This is a genomic window from Catenovulum agarivorans YM01, assembly GCF_000281085.1.
Classification (GTDB): domain Bacteria; phylum Pseudomonadota; class Gammaproteobacteria; order Enterobacterales; family Alteromonadaceae; genus Catenovulum; species Catenovulum agarivorans.
This window is the reverse complement of sequence record NZ_JH767539.1, coordinates 1-15,774: the sequence shown is the minus strand read 5'-3', so window position 1 is coordinate 15,774 and position 15,774 is coordinate 1. Positions and strand designations below refer to the sequence as shown.

Genomic DNA, 15,774 nt, shown 5'->3' with positions numbered 1-15,774 from the left:
GCAATGTTTTATTATGTTGGCGCGTAAGCTATCTCTTGATAGAAGGCTGCGGGGTCGAGTAGCAAACTAGCCGTTTTTTCGTTGGAAATTAAACCTTTTAGCATATTTCGCACACGCTTATCTATATTGCCTGTATGGAATTCTAAGTCGTTTAGTTTTCTTATATTTTGTGCATCTATATGCATTGAATCTTCAACTTTGTCAACTACAAAGCCAGCATTGGCATAACGGCCATTAGTGGTTGTATACACGGTAACAGGTTTATGGCTAGAGATAATCAGTTCTTCTACCATAACTAACTGTTGATTCAATCGGGTAGGGTCGAATTTTTTCTTTTGCAGCAAGTTATTAATAACCTGATTTAGCACTTCGCTGACTTCATGGTTATAACTTTGAATTTGACTTAATTCTTGCTCACATTTATGCAGTTTGGCACTGTCTGAGAGGTTGTCATTTTGCAAAATTTCTTCTGCTTGATTAATAAATTTAAGTTGGGCTTTATTATGAACTTGGGTGGTTTCACCGTTGAGCGCTGCACCTAAATCATAAATAGGCGTTGCATTATTCATAAAGTTTTTGACACCCAAAAACGAAATATCTTTGGTTGGCACCGGAGTCTGATCGTTAGCAAATTTTTCGGTTAGAAGAATATCCAGAATGTTAAAAGATACAATTCGATGGCCAACTCTAAAATTAACAACTTCCATTTATTATTCCTAGCTAAATTTTTCTGTCATGATTAACTCTAGTTGCATGTAGTTAAAATACAAGGAATTTGCCTATACTATTAACAACAATTATTAACCCAGCAGTTTTTACTTGTGTTGTATACAAGTAAAACATAAATTGAGTGGAGTCTTTATGTTGGGAGAACATTTTTTGTATAGCTTATCCAGTATTTCAATCGTTTTAGTGCTATTTAGTTTATTAGTGGTGTTTAACCAGTGTGGCTATTGGTTAGGGCAAAAGTATAAAAACGACGATGATGGTGATATCAAGGCTTTAACCAATGCAGTGCAAACCAGTACTTTGGGTTTGCTGGCATTACTGCTTGGCTTTACATTTAGCATGTCGATGCAAAGATACGACCAGCGTAACCAAGCTATGATTGCTGAAACAAACGAGGTACAAAATTTGGTTTTACAAGTTCAGCTTTTGCCTGAACAGCATCAACAACAACTTTTACCTATGATCCACAAATATGTCGAGCAGCGCCTTGAACTTGGACAAATTGATATCACACGTTTTGACGAGCGGGCGGCTTATCAAGCCAAAGTCAAAGTAATTCAGCAGGCTATGTGGCTCAGTGTTGCTCAAATTGCTCAGCAAAATAATTTAGATATGTCGGTCATTACTAAACAATTGCAATTGGTTTTTGAAACCTATAACAAGCGAAATGCGCTTTTGATGATGCACGTGCCTGAAGTTGTTATTTACTTGCTGTTTACAGTTTTTGTCAGTGCTTTTTGTATTTTAGGGTATTCGAGTGGGTTGGCGAGCAAACGGATCATTATTCCAACAACTATGGTGATGTTCTTAATAACCATGATTGTCTTTATCATCATAGATTTAGATAGACCAAAGCGTGGACTGATAAAAGTTAACCAAGATAGTATGCAGTTGATAGCTACAGAATTGCAACAAATAAAGCATTGATTTTACATTAAAAATTATTTATTTATTGCCCTGCTACCGATGGACAATCCCCTTTACCAATGGGATAATTCGCGCTAAATCGGTAGCTGTTTTTACAAGGTCAATAAAAGAAATGGGCGAGTCGTTTATCCCCCAATTGTTCGGCATAATTAGTTTTATTCTTGGTGTTGTTTGTTTTTCGCAAAAAGACGACAAAAAATTTAAGATAATCATGCTTATTTTAAATTTAAATCATACGCTGCATTTCCTATTAATGAACGCTATGTCTTCAGCTTTAGCAAGCGCTTTGAGTGTTTTTAGAACAGCATTGTCGATGAAAACTAGCTCAATTTATGTTGCGATATTTTTTATCGTCAGCTTGGTTAGTTTAAACACCATGTGGGCGGAGCATTGGTATGACTGGTTAGCTGTTATGGGCGCGTGCTGTGGAACTTTTGGCCTATTTTGTTTAACTGGCATTAAAATGCGCCTAACCTTGTTGGTTGGTTCAATTTGTTGGTTAGTCAACAACTTTGTTGTTGGTTCTATTGGTGGGGTGATGTTAGAAACTATGGTTATTGGTATCAATATTTCGACCATACTACGTATATATTATTCACCCACACAAACACCAGCTTAGTTACCCAGAGTTTAGGTTAGCTAGGATTAAAAGATAACCTAAAATCAGACGGCTTTTCATCAAACAATTTAGTAAATTGCCGCGTGAAATAACTCGGGTCTGGAAAGCCGCACTCGCCAGCAATTATCGCAATTGGCAAGGTGGTTTCTACTAATAGCCGCCTGGCATTTTCTAACCTTACTTCATTAATAAACTGTTTTGGCGTTTTGTGTAAAAACTTCTTGAAACGTCTTTCTAATGCGCTAATAGACAAGTGCGATAACTCAGCAAGTTCAACAATACAAATGTCGTGCATATAGTTTGCGCGAATAAATTCCACAGGTATTTTTAATGCTTGCATGCCGGTTAACGCAAGTGAGGTTTTTTCAAGGTGGCGAGATACCCCATAAGTACCAATAAGTTGGTCATTACTATCGAGTAATATGCGTTTGGACGTGGTAAACCATCTTAGCTCACCGTTTTTCAATATGTTCATTTCTAAGCGATTATCAACTGCTTGACCTGCCATCACTCTTTGATCATCTACTACATATTGGCGTGCTAAGTGAGCTGGTGCAAAATCGTAGTCAGTTAAGCCAATTGCATGTTCTAAACTATTAACGCCTATGTGTTGTTGGAACGCGCTGTTGGCATAAATAATTTCGCTGTTAGTGTTTTTAATCCAAAACAACATATCCGGCATTAGGTCAAACATATTAACCAATTGCATTAGGCTGCTTTGTTGTAGAAAAGTGTGTAATTGATTTAGTTTATCTGTTGAACTCATAATGTTACAAAAAATCTCAAAGCCGTATTCTATTGGGCATCAGTGGCTGTTTAAAGTATTAGGCTAGCAGTGATAAATTTAGCTTGCTGCTGTCAATAACCAAAAAAGTCACGCCGAATTTGTCCTAGTATAAACCGAATTTATTCTAACTCAATTTATTTAACCTGCTCTAACATGTTTAACATAAAGTTAACTTGGAGAGGCTTGTATGAGTGGAAAAGTAAGAATGGGAATGGTTGGCGGCGGCCAAGGGGCATTTATTGGTGCTGTGCATCGAATGGCAGCCAATTTAGATGGCGAAATAGAACTGGTTTGTGGTGCTTTTAGCAGTAACGAACAACGCAGTGTTGAGTCTGGCAAAGCTTTGTATTTAGAGCCGACTCGTTGTTACGCCTCATATCAACAAATGTTTGAGCAAGAAGCCCAGTTACCTGCAGAGCAGCGCATGCAATTTGTTGCCATAGTTACGCCTAATCATATGCACTTTCCGGTTGCCAAGATGGCGTTCGAATACTGTTTTCACGTTATGTCAGACAAGCCGGCCACATTCAATTTAGCGGAAACGCTAGAGCTACAATCTTTGCTTGCCAAATATGATGTTTTATACGGTTTAACCCATACCTATACAGGCTACCCACTGGTTAAAGAAGCTCGCCAACGTATAGCCAATGGTGATTTAGGTGAAATCACCAAAGTTGTTGTTGAATATCCGCAAGGCTGGTTGGCTCAAGCTCCGGGTGAAGATAACAAACAAGCAAGCTGGCGGTTAGATCCAAAACAAGCTGGCATAAGTTGTTGTATGGGTGATATCGGCGTGCATGCCGCCAATTTAGCTGAATATGTGTGTGGTGATGAAATATCTCAAATATGTGCAGATTTAGGTAGTGTGGTTGATGGGCGAAAATTAGATGACGATGGCACTGTATTACTGAAATTTAGATCGGGCAGCCGTGGTGTGTTAATGGCAAGCCAAATCTCTGTAGGTGAAGAAAACAACCTGCGCATTCGTGCCTATGGTACTAAAGCCGCGCTGGAATGGTCGCAACAAGAACCCAATACTTTAATCGTTAAATACAACGACCAAGCAACTCAAGTTGTTCGCTCTGGTGTAGGGCCTTTATCCGACATTGCCAACGCAAACCTACGTGTACCAGCAGGTCATCCAGAAGGTTATATCGAAGCTTTTGCCAATATTTACCGCAATTTTGCTGGGCAAGTTAGAGCAAAAGCAGCTGGCGTTCAACCAACGGCAGCAGAGCAGGATGTACCAGGTATTAAAGAAGCTGTCCGTGGTATGGCCTTTATTGAAAACGCCGTGGTTTCAAGCCAAGCAGAAACTAAATGGCACACCTTTGTCATTGAACCTCAGAATATAACAATTTAATTGGGAGCAAATCACAATGAGTCAAATTAAAGGCCCAGGTATATTTTTGGCACAATTCGCCGGTAACGAAGCGCCATTTAATTCGTTTGAAAGTATCTGTAAATGGGTAGCAGGCATGGGCTACAAAGCAGTACAAATTCCAACTTGGGACAAGCGTTTATTTAATTTGGAATTGGCTGCCGAAAGCCAAGATTATTGCGACCAAATTAAAGGCATTGCCGCTGAACAAGGTTTAGCTATTAGTGAATTATCAACTCATTTGCAAGGTCAGTTGGTTGCTGTGCATCCAGCTTATGACGCTATGTTTGACGGTTTTGCACCGGACGAAGTTAAAGGTAATCCTGCTGCTCGTACTGAATGGGCAATTCAACAAATGCAATACGCAGCTGTTGCCAGTAATAAACTAGGGTTAACTGCGCATGCGAGTTTTTCTGGCTCGTTTTTATGGCATACGGTTTACCCTTGGCCGCAGCGTCCAGCTGGTTTAGTAGAGCAAGGTTTTGAAGCTTTAGCTGAGCGTTGGTTACCAATTTTAAATAGCTTTGATGAAAATGGCGTGGACGTTTGTTACGAGTTGCACCCGGGTGAAGATTTACACGATGGTGTAACTTTCGAGCGTTTCTTAGAAGCAACTAACAATCATGCGCGTGCGAATATTTTGTACGATCCAAGTCACTTCGTATTACAGCAACTAGACTACTTACAGTTTATTGATTTTTACCATGAGCGCATTAAAGCTTTCCATGTGAAAGACGCAGAATTTTTACCAAATGGTAAAGCCGGTGTTTATGGTGGTTATCAAGGTTGGCAAGACAGACCAGGGCGTTTTCGCTCATTAGGTGACGGACAAATCGACTTTGGCGGCATTTTCAGCAAGCTAACTCAATATGGTTACCAAGGTTGGGCTGTGCTTGAGTGGGAATGTTGTTTAAAACACCCTGAACAAGGTGCAAAAGAAGGAGCGCCTTTTATTGCTAACCATTTAATTCGCACTACTGATAAAGCGTTTGACGATTTTGCTGGCGTAGCGGCAGATCGCGAATTTAATAACAAAATACTTGGACTATGAGGCTACAAAAATGAATACACAACAAGCCAATAGGCTCTTTATTGCGAGCTGTATCGCACTAACAGTGACCGCAATGACTTTTGCAATTCGCGCCGGTATTCTAGGGCAATTAAGCGCGAGTTTTGATTTGTCCGACAGACAATTGGGGTGGATAACCGCAATGGCGCTGTGGGGCTTTCCTGTCGCCACTGTATTTGGCGGTTTGTTGTACAACTGGATAGGTGCACGTAAGTTGGTTTTAATTGCCTTTGTAGGTCATTTAGTTGGGTTAGTTTTAACTATGATGGCAGATGGCTTTTGGACTTTGCTTATTTCAAGCTTCTGTGTCGGATTTGCCAATGGTGCAGTGGAAGCCGGCTGTAATCCACTCATAGCTGATATTTATCATAAAAATAAAACCACTATGCTAAATCGTTTCCACGTATGGTTCCCAGGTGGCATTGTAATTGGTGCGTTAGTTTCTAAATTTATGACTGATATGGGATTAGGATGGGAGCTGCAAATTGCCGTTATGTTAATTCCAACTGTGATTTACGGATTTATGATGTTCACGCAGAAATTTCCCGAAGCAGTTCATATTGAAAGTTCTACTGTTTCCAATATCAAAGCTCTGTTTGCCCCTTTATTTATTTTTATGTGCCTGTGCATGGTGTTTACCGCGACAACTGAGCTAGGTACGCAGCAATGGATAGATCGCATTTTAGGTGCGTCAGGTGCTTCGCCAATGTTGATATTAGCGCTTGGTGCAGGTTTGATGGCGGTTGGTCGTTATTTTGCTGGACCCTTGGTACATACGTTAAATCCGGTCGGAATTTTGTTGATGTCCGCTGTGGTTTCAGCTGTCGGTATATACGCAATGAGTATAGCAACTGGCGGTATGGTGTATATCGCGGCTATTTTATTCGCTTTAGGCGTCACTTACTTTTGGCCAACAATGATAGGTTTTATCGCAGAGTATCAACCTAAAACCGGTGCATTGGGTATGTCGATAATAGGTGGTGTTGGAATGACAGGTGTTGGTATTTGGAGTCCGATTATTGGCAGTTGGATTGATTCAGCGCGTGCAGCTGCTGAAGCACAAAATTTGACTGGAGTTGAAGCTGAGTTAGTTGCTGGACAAGTCACCTTATCAAATTTAACTATATTTCCAATTGTCTTAATTGTGGCGTTTGCGGCTTTATACATCTGCATGAAAAAGCAGCAAAACAATAACCAACCACAAACAACAGCAAACCCTGCTGGAGAGGTTTTATGAGCGAAACAGTCAGTTCAATTGAAAAACGACGGCTGTTAAAAGGTTTGGGCGCTGTGCTTGGCACAGCTGCCGCAAGCCAAATGCTCGGGGAGCGGGCTATACAGTCTGCCTTTGCGTACACAGCCAACAAAAATAGTCACTTGGCCAAAGGAAAATTATTTTCTCAAGCACAGATGATGGTTTTGCGCGGCATAGTTAAGCAGATTATTCCTACGACAGATACAGTAGGTGCTGCAGACGTTGACTGCCACGGATTTATTGACCACCAATTAGTGGCTACACACGGCAATTACGAAAAACAAGCGGCAGTGGCAATAGTGGATAAAGTAGAGCAGGTGAGTTTACAGCAATACAAACTCAGCTTTGCCAAGTGTTCTTCGGCGCAGCAATTACAAGTGTTAACTGCAGTTGAACAAGCGCAAATGGGTTTTGATCACAATGATAAAGCAAACTTCAAAGTGGTTAAAAATTTAACTGTATTTGGTTATTGCACCTCGAAAGAGGGCGCAACCCAAGCCTTAAAATATTCGTATGTGCCTGGTGGTTATCAAGGCTCTGTGCCGTATCAACAAATTGGTCGAGCTTGGAGTTCTAAGGCTTATTATTAAAACCAAATAAACTAAATAAAGTTGCACACAAAAATAAAAGCAATAAGGTGCGACCTAAAATTGGGCTAGAAAATGAAGAATGTGAATTATATCAATGAATCAAAAGAAGTTTTTGATGTCATTGTAATCGGTTCCGGTATAACCGGAGGCTGGGCTGCTAAAGAGTTTTGTGAAAAAGGATTTAAAACTCTAATGGTTGAGCGCGGCCGTGTGGTTGAACATCGCAAAGACTATATTGCTGAAGGTAAAGGCCCGTGGGATTTTCCCAATCGGACCAAAGTGGATAACCTATTAGTTGAAGAGCAATACAAAATACAAAAACAATGTTATGCCTTTCACGATGGCACTAAACACTTTTTTGGCAACGACAGAGATTTACCTTACAACACCAAAAAAGGAACTGAGTTTAGCTGGATAAGAGCCAATCAGTTAGGTGGTAAATCATTGTTGTGGCACAGACAAAGTTATCGTTTAAGCGATTTTGATTTTGCCGCAAATAAAGCAGATGGACACGGTAACGACTGGCCAATTCGCTATAAAGATTTAGCACCTTGGTATGACTATGTCGAAAAATTTGTCGGTATTAGCGGCAACTACGACAATTTACCACAATTGCCAAATAGTCAATTTTTACCACCCTTTGAGATGAATGCGCCAGAACGCGCATTTAGCCAACAAATGGCCAGTGATTTTCCGGACAAACCTGTGATCATCAGCCGCTGCGCCCATTTAACCGAGCCGCAGAAAATTCATGTCGAGCTTGGTCGCATGAAATGTATGGCTAGAAACGAATGTCAAAAAGGATGTTCGTTTGGTGCATATTTTTCTACGCAGAGCACAACTTTGCCAGCAGCAGCTAGAACCGGCAACTTACACATAGCGCCGAATAGTGTGGTTGAAAGCTTAATTTATGACGAAGCGACCAACCGACTTAAAGGTGTGCGAGTGATTGACAACGATAACCTAAGTCAACGCGAGTACTTTGGCAAATTAGTCTTCTTATGTGCTTCAACCATAGGCAGCACCCAAATACTCCTCAATAGTAAAACCAACAAATTCAAAAATGGCTTGGCGAATAGCTCAGGTGTATTGGGTAAATACCTAATGGATCACAATTACAATGCGCGCACAACCGCAGACATAGACGGCTTTGAAGATGAATATTACATCGGCCGGCGTCCTGCAAGTTTGTATGTACCGAATTTCCATTATGAGCCAACTCGTTACCATAAAAACTTTATTCGAGGATATGCATTAGCGGGTGGCGCTTATCGAGAAGACTGGCAGTCATATGGTTACACCGATGGTTTGGGTATTAATTTTAAAGAAAAATTAATGCATCCGGGTCAGTGGAAAATTGGTTTACAAGCACAAGGTGAAATGCTGGCAAATCGTGATAATCAAATGACTTTGCATGCTACGAAAAAAGATAAATGGGGCATACCACAAATTCAATTTGATGTTTCTTGGTCGGATAACGAAAAACGCATGATGGAAAGTTCGGTTGAAGTTGCGAGCAAAATGTTTGAAAAAGCGGGTTTTAAAAATATTCAAGGTCAAGCAACAGAGCGACCACCAGGTATAGCGATACACGAAGTGGGTACGGCACGTATGGGACGAGATGCTAAAGATTCAGTGCTAAACGGCTACAACCAGTCGCACGATATACCTAATTTGTTTGTTACTGACGGTGCGAGTTTCGCCTCGTCTGCAGTGGTTAATCCTTCATTAACTTTTATGGCACTAACTGCACGCGCAGTTGATTATGCGGTAAAAGAAGTGAAGAACCGACGACTATAAAACAAGTTAAAACAATTACTGATTAAAAAATATATAGGGCTAAACATGAAAAAATTTATTCATAATATAAAAAAACTTGCCTGCGTAGCAGCTGCAAGTGTTTTGATAATAGGTTGCAACGCAACTTCACAAGCTGTTTCGAACAATGAGAATGACAACAATATGATGCCAAAAATTAGTGTGCAACTTTGGTCAGTTAAAGACGATGTTAAAGAGGACTTTAAAGGCACTTTAACTCAGTTATCAAAAATGGGTTTTCAAGGCGTTGAATTTGCCCGTGATTTTGGCCCATTTGCGAATGATCCGCATGGGTTAAAACAGTTTTTAGCTGGGTTAAATTTACAAGCGAGTGGTGCACATATTCCGTTTTCATATTTGGATGATGCAAACTTCTTAAGTACAGTCGCCTTTTATAAAACACTTGGTTGCGACATGTTAATTGTACCTTACGACGAGCGTGCTTTCAGTGCTGACGGGATTGAGTGGGTAGTGACTGAATTAAACCGCTTAGCGAAAAAATTGGCACCTTATGGCATGAAAGTGGGTTATCACAATCATGCGCAAGAATTTGAAGCCTACAAACAAACTACTTATTGGGATTATTTAGCGCAAAACACTTTAGATAACGTGGTATTGCAGCAAGATGTGGGTTGGACAACCTATTCTGGTAACGATCCGGTAGCTTATGTACGCAAATACCCAGGCCGTACTTTAACCACACATTACAAAGTGCGTTTACCAGAAGGGACACAAGGCAAATTACCAATTATTGGTAAAGATACCATTGATTGGCCAAGTTTAATTCAAGCCAACAAAGAAGTAGGTGGCACTTTGTGGTTAGTGGTTGAGCAAGAAGAATATCCAAATGGTTTAACCCCATTACAAGCGGTTGCTGAATCGAAAAAGGGTTTAGATAGCTTCCTGTAAATAATCCGAAATCAGTTTTCTTGTTGTGTGTCAAAGTAATGCTCAAGTACAAAGGATGTGTGCTTGGGCTTACTTTTTATCGGAGTATTTAAAGTTAACCAGAGTGTAACCGACTAAAGTTTAAGATAGCTCACACCAACTAGCTGTCGTCATAAATAAAATCTTGCTAAGCTATTTTATGACAGGCTCTAAAATACACACGAATAGAACTATGAAAACAATCAAAATTATCAAAGCTATACTCTTGTCACTTGTTATGCTCTCGCCACTATATACACAAGCTGCATTATCCAGCAAAAATGTTGAGCTTGCCCAAGGGCGATACCAAGGTGTTGCTTTGGAGCAAAATGTAATTGGTTATCTTGGTATTCCTTACGCTAAACCTCCAATTGGTCAGTTGCGCTGGCAATTACCACAGCCGCTAACAACCAGTAAGCAAACTAAAAAGCAGCTAAATTTGGCAAATGAATTTGCTGCGCGCTGCATGCAAAACCGCGTGTTTGACGACATTATTTTTCGTTCACAACAGCAGAGTGAAGACTGCCTCTACTTAAACGTGTGGAGCAGGTCAGATAACAAAAATGCACCTGTGTATGTTTATTTTCACGGTGGTGGATTTATTGTTGGCAGTGGTGATGAAGCAAGATACGACGGTGAAGCATTTGCCAAGCAAGGCATAGTATTTGTATCGGTCAATTATCGCCTTGGCGTATTTGGTTTTTTATCACACCCTGAGTTATCCAAAGAAACACAGTATCAAGGCTCAGGTAATTATGGCTTGTACGATCAACAAGCGGCTATTCAATGGGTAAAAGACAATATTAAACAGTTTGGTGGTAACCCTGAGCATATAGTCTTAGGTGGCGAATCTGCAGGTTCGATTTCTGTAAGTGCACAATTGCTGACCTCACTAAATAAAAACCTGCTTAAAGGTGCCACGGCACAAAGTGGCTCTATGCTTGGATTAGATTTTAGTTCTAGAAGCCTCTCTACTGGTGAAAGTGAAGGTTTGGCACTACAGCAAGCCCTGGGGTTGCAAAACCTTGAACAAATGCGCGAGCTAACTGCTGAGCAATTACTTAAACAGGCTACAGAAAAACGCTTTGTTTGGTTTAGACCTGTGATTGATGGCAACTTTTTTACTGACGACCCGCATAAATTGTATGCGCAGGGCAAATATAACCAAGTGCCGCTATTAACTGGTGTAAATAGCCAAGAATCGGCATATCAAGCAGTACTCGGGCCAGTTGCCAATAAACAAAAACTCACTCAAAAAGATTGGCATGCTGCTATTGAAAAACTCTATCCGGAAAACGCCGATAAAGTTAAAGTTTTATATCCAGCTTCAACACCAGAACAAATAATTGAAATGGCGCAACAACTGGCGAGTGATAGATTTTTAAGTATGAGTACTTGGTTATGGGCGGATGCGGTTAGCCAAAAGCAAGCTACGCAAGTTTATTATTATTTATACGCAAGACCCCGCCCAAGCCCGTCAACAGACAGGGGCGCAGCACATGCGGCTGAAATAGAATATGCCTTGGGTAATTTGCGTTATAACAAAGTTTACGACTGGCAGCCAGCGGATTATAAAACCTCAGAACAGATGCAAAAATACTTTATTCAGTTTATTAAAACCCTAAATCCAAATAGGGTAGATATGCCCAAGTGGCCGTTATTTAGCCAAGATAAAAGGTTGGTGTTGGATGAAGTTATATCGGTTGAGGATATTGGTTATTTACGTGAGCGTTATAAGGTTTTGCAAAAGTTATGAAGCTGATATGCGAATTCTTTACCCCAACTCACTTAATACCACTCTCGTCGGTAAACCTTGCCGCTTCAAGTAGCGCTGAGTTTGGTGCTTTCGCTTTGTCGCATGCCGCTACAAATTCGTCAAAAACATTGTCTTTAACTACAGTGGTTTCATGCTCTTCTATAACCTGAGTTGCATCCTCATCTATAAGCCTAACGATGTACTCAGTTAAACTTTTAATACCGAGTAAAGCCGATGCTTTTTCTGCTTTCGCTTTGATTTCTTCATCAAGGCGGATACCTAAACGTGCTGTCGCCATAACCCCTCTTATTCGGAACTATTCTGCAGTTATTGCAATTATAGAGTGAATTTTATACACATTTAATTTATATGGAAGGATTATGGAGGTGATGTGGGGTTGGGATGGTAGAACGACTCAATACTGAGGCGGCTGTAATCGGGCGTCTGCTTGCCAGCAAGTCGGGGGATCTGAGGGCTAGATACCCACGGCTACCTGATTCGCTCACTTTTTCGCAATTCTCCAAAGTTCTTACTAATCTGATTTAACAGCTTGTTTTTAGTGAATTTTCCCTCAATATAGAAATTGGAATGATTATTCGTGTAATTTGGCAAACGAGGCAGTAACTTTTTATGGCATATGAAATTGGTGGAATGGCAGATAAGCTAGGCAACCGCTATGAGGGGACTCGTGTTGCTTATCAATTATTAAGATTATTACATGAGCAAATTTTATCTGTAGAAGTTGAAACTATTGGTAACAAAGAAGAAGGCGTCGATATTGTTATTGAGAACAATGATCACTCTGAAATTTATGAGCAATGCAAGGGGTCTAATGGAGGGCAAGAACAATGGCGACTGTCAGATCTAAAAAGTCAAAAGATATTAGACAAATCGTATAAACAAATTTTAACTAATAACGCCGAATATCATTTAGTTTCCCCACTTAATAGTAAAAACCTCTATGACTTATGTACCAGCGCTCGAAACTTTGACTATTCTGGTGAACATTTTTTAAATCATTTGGACAAAAAGTCACAATCTAAAAAGTTACTAATACAACTATGTGAACACTTTGCGCAGGCCAATAATCAGCATGCTGATTATGATGAAATATTATTGTTTTTGAAAAAATTTAGAATTGAAATTTTCCAAGAAAGTATTACCCAAGAATCACATCTTGAGTTTATGGCTAAGCAGCTAATCTCTGGAAATATCGATAATTTTATCAATACGCTTAAAAATTATCCCTCCGACCATGAAAAATTACGAACTAAACTCACATTCAAAGCGTTAAAGGCTCATTTAGAACTGTTAGGGTTTAAATTTAAGTTGATACCTGAAGATAGTCGAATAGTTCCAAAGGTTGAAAAGCTTCAGACCTCATTCAAACAGTCAATAGAGCCATTTTTAATTACTAACGAGTTAATAAAGCGTGATGAACTAGAAGAACTGTCAGCAAAAATAAGAGACTTTCCAATTATACTAGTTGAAGCCGATTCCGGGGTAGGTAAAAGTGCGTTTCTATATGAGTTTGTAAATCAGGAGGTTCTAAATGGCTCACTTTGCCTGCCTGTAAGGCTAGATAGACAAAAGCCAGATAGTAATAGTGAGGAATACGGTCGAAAATTAGGCTTGCCCACATCACCAGTGTTTAGTTTAAAAGCAGTTTCTAAATCCCAAAGGTGTGTTCTTGTACTTGATCAACTTGATGCGTTGAGGTGGGGGGCAATGCACTCTCGTAGAGCCTTAGAGATCTGTATGGAGCTAGTCGATGACGCTTTACATTTTAGGAAGGAAGGTTTCGATATTTCTGTTGTTATCGCTTGCAGAAAATTTGATGCTCAAGATGACAAAAGCATAAGTGCTTGGCTTAAGAGTTTATCTAGTAACTTAGGTAAAGTTTCCCTATCCAAATTGCCTGTAGATAAAGTTAAAGAAATTGTTTCTACATATGAGCAATTTGAAAATTTAAGTGCAGCACAACAAGATGTTTTAAGAACTCCTTTGTGGCTCAGCATTTACGTAATCATCGCAAAAGATCAAGGATCAGCACCATGCTTTAATTCTAAGTTAGAGCTAGTATCAAGATATTGGGATACCAAAGTTTCAGAATTTGATGATATATCTCTTACTTCAAATGCTGTTATGAGTTTTGTTAACTTACTCGTTGACAAAATGTCACTAAAAGGTGAGCTCAGCATACCCGAACGTATGTTTTCAAATGAGCACAAAACATCTATATATGCGTTGCAATCTGCTGGCGTAATACTTTTACAAAACAAACGGATTAGCTTTAGACATCAGAGTTTATACGACTTTAAAGTTGGAGAAAGTGTGTTTCGATACGCACTTGAAGACACCAACAAAGTTCTTTCCTATTTGAGTCGAGATACAGAAAACAATAAAAACTATCTAGCCAGAAGGGAGCACCTTAAATATGCATTAATAATGCTATTTGAGTATGATGAATTGCAGGCTCTGAAACTAATTTCAGCATTATTGTCTGACGAAAAAGTTCGTTACCTTGCTAAATTTGTTGCTATCCAGTCCTTAAGAAATGTCGTAAATAAATCAGATTATTTAGTAAGTTTAATAACCAGGTTATTTAATTCCATTAAGTGGAGAAATAATTTTTTATCCCATGTTGCGAAACACAATAACTGTGTTTTGGGGATATTGGCTGAAATTAACTTAGTCCGAGACAGTTTGGCTTGTGAACAAAGTGCCGATGAAATGATTTCTTTCTTAAAAAGTATATCTGAAACTAACCCAAACTTTGTTGTTAATCACTTAAAGCCCTATTTTAACGCCTCAAAAGACTGGAACGATAGAATTAACTGGGCACTAAATTGGAGAATAGAGAAAGATAGTGATGAAATGTTCACATTTCGAAAAACTTTGATGTCAATAGGAATAGCACCACACGATATTTATTGGGAGGAGCTAGTAAAGCATAAACCTGAGCATGCATTAGAATTAATCGAATTACTGTTGGGATTGAATAAGGATGAATTAACAACTACTAAAACTGAATACACCTACAGTCATAATACATTGTTGAGCCAGCAACAAAAACATTGGTCAGAGGATGAATTTAAAGAGGTTCTCTCTTTAGCTAGTCGGATTCCGGAAAAGGTCGTTCAAACTTTGTTCCCTATCGTTATTGATTACATTAAAGGGGCTACAAATTCATTTCAATCATTAACATGGCTATCATACAGAAGTTACATAGCTGATAATGGAGACAGGTTAGCTACTGGAGTTATAGAGTTGATTATTGAAGCGTTTAAAACGCTAAAAAATAAATACGTTGCTCTAAACTCTAATATTGAAATGCAATTAGAATCAGACTCTATAGTCGTCAATTACCTTATTGCTAACTATTTCTATACCTTACCTGAGTCAGAACTAAACGCGAACAAAGTGTTAATGTGGTTGCTACAAAATCCAAGCTTAAGGTTTTCATGCGGTAACAACGATCTTGAGAACCCATATAATCTAGCAGGACGACTAATCGAAAAGTATAGCAATCTATGCTCAGACAGCGTTTATGAAGAATTAGAAAAAACTATATTCGATTACAAAGTTACTTTTGATTTAGAGCATGTTAAAAGGATTTTAGAGAGCAACAAGAAATGCTGTGACAACAGGTACATTTATTCGTATTGGGGGTTTGCTCAACACCAGTTAATACCGCGCTTGCCCAAAAAACGAATATCAGCTAAGTGTGCATCATTGCATCTAGCATTAATTAGAAAACTAGGTGAACCAGACTTTTCAATTAAAAAGAAGTTTGACAGAAGCATGGCTAGCTTTGTTCGATCGCCTATTAAAGATCCTTTCAGCTTATCTTTAAAAGCCTTGTAGTGGTAGAGTGATTTTGGCCACCTAATTAGAGGATGTTATGATTGATTCA

General features: G+C 39.4%; 13 protein-coding genes. 10 read left to right on the top strand and 3 right to left on the bottom strand.

Going from position 1 to position 15,774, the window contains the following annotated elements; translation table 11 throughout:
• Positions 1-11 precede the first annotated feature (11 nt).
• Positions 12-707 (bottom strand): hypothetical protein, encoded by a 696-nt coding sequence (locus tag WSC_RS0119280; RefSeq protein WP_016957597.1) that lies wholly within the window; start codon positions 705-707, stop codon positions 12-14.
• 154 nt (positions 708-861) lie between these two features.
• Here WSC_RS0119280 and WSC_RS0119275 point away from each other — a divergent pair, with 154 nt between their 5' ends.
• The gene (locus WSC_RS0119275) at positions 862-1,656 is read left to right on the top strand and encodes a bestrophin-like domain (protein WP_016957596.1); all 795 of its coding nucleotides are present in this window, start codon (positions 862-864) and stop codon (positions 1,654-1,656) included.
• Between the two features lie 112 nt (positions 1,657-1,768).
• Positions 1,769-2,275 (top strand): YgjV family protein, encoded by a 507-nt coding sequence (locus tag WSC_RS0119270; RefSeq protein ID WP_016957595.1) that lies wholly within the window; start codon positions 1,769-1,771, stop codon positions 2,273-2,275.
• A 16-nt stretch (positions 2,276-2,291) separates the two neighbouring features.
• Here WSC_RS0119270 and WSC_RS0119265 read toward each other — a convergent pair whose 3' ends face one another.
• The gene (locus WSC_RS0119265; protein WP_016957594.1) at positions 2,292-3,041 is read right to left on the bottom strand and encodes an AraC family transcriptional regulator; all 750 of its coding nucleotides are present in this window, start codon (positions 3,039-3,041) and stop codon (positions 2,292-2,294) included.
• A 208-nt stretch (positions 3,042-3,249) separates the two neighbouring features.
• Between WSC_RS0119265 and WSC_RS0119260 the strand changes: the two genes are divergently transcribed.
• The 7 genes from WSC_RS0119260 (at position 3,250) to WSC_RS0119230 (ending at position 11,858) form a co-directional block, all read left to right on the top strand.
• Positions 3,250-4,425, top strand: a complete 1,176-nt coding sequence (locus WSC_RS0119260) for a Gfo/Idh/MocA family protein (protein ID WP_040395204.1) — start codon at positions 3,250-3,252, stop codon at positions 4,423-4,425.
• A gap of 16 nt (positions 4,426-4,441) precedes the next feature.
• The gene (locus WSC_RS0119255) at positions 4,442-5,494 is read left to right on the top strand and encodes a sugar phosphate isomerase/epimerase family protein (RefSeq protein ID WP_016957592.1); all 1,053 of its coding nucleotides are present in this window, start codon (positions 4,442-4,444) and stop codon (positions 5,492-5,494) included.
• A gap of 10 nt (positions 5,495-5,504) precedes the next feature.
• Entirely contained in the window at positions 5,505-6,749 is a 1,245-nt protein-coding gene (locus WSC_RS0119250) for an MFS transporter (RefSeq protein ID WP_016957591.1), read from the top strand.
• Entirely contained in the window at positions 6,746-7,357 is a 612-nt protein-coding gene (locus tag WSC_RS23435) for a gluconate 2-dehydrogenase subunit 3 family protein (RefSeq protein WP_016957590.1), read from the top strand. The genes WSC_RS0119250 and WSC_RS23435 overlap by 4 nt, the downstream gene beginning before the upstream one ends.
• Positions 7,358-7,429: 72 nt before the next feature.
• Positions 7,430-9,157 carry a GMC oxidoreductase gene (locus tag WSC_RS0119240; RefSeq protein WP_016957589.1) on the top strand — a complete coding sequence of 576 codons (1,728 nt, stop codon included), beginning with the start codon at positions 7,430-7,432 and terminating at the stop codon, positions 9,155-9,157.
• 45 nt (positions 9,158-9,202) lie between these two features.
• On the top strand, positions 9,203-10,084 hold the full coding sequence (locus WSC_RS0119235; RefSeq protein ID WP_016957588.1) for a sugar phosphate isomerase/epimerase family protein: 882 nt from the start codon (positions 9,203-9,205) through the stop codon (positions 10,082-10,084).
• Between the two features lie 211 nt (positions 10,085-10,295).
• Positions 10,296-11,858: a carboxylesterase/lipase family protein gene (locus WSC_RS0119230; RefSeq protein WP_016957587.1), complete on the top strand. Its 1,563-nt coding sequence runs from the start codon at positions 10,296-10,298 to the stop codon at positions 11,856-11,858.
• Between the two features lie 28 nt (positions 11,859-11,886).
• Here the strand turns inward: WSC_RS0119230 and WSC_RS0119225 are convergent, their stop codons facing one another.
• Positions 11,887-12,156, bottom strand: coding sequence for a type II toxin-antitoxin system TacA family antitoxin (locus WSC_RS0119225; protein ID WP_016957586.1), 270 nt, complete (start codon positions 12,154-12,156; stop codon positions 11,887-11,889).
• A gap of 332 nt (positions 12,157-12,488) precedes the next feature.
• Between WSC_RS0119225 and WSC_RS0119220 the strand changes: the two genes are divergently transcribed.
• Positions 12,489-15,725 carry an NACHT domain-containing protein gene (locus tag WSC_RS0119220; RefSeq protein ID WP_016957585.1) on the top strand — a complete coding sequence of 1,079 codons (3,237 nt, stop codon included), beginning with the start codon at positions 12,489-12,491 and terminating at the stop codon, positions 15,723-15,725.
• The last annotated feature ends 49 nt before the right edge of the window (positions 15,726-15,774 follow it).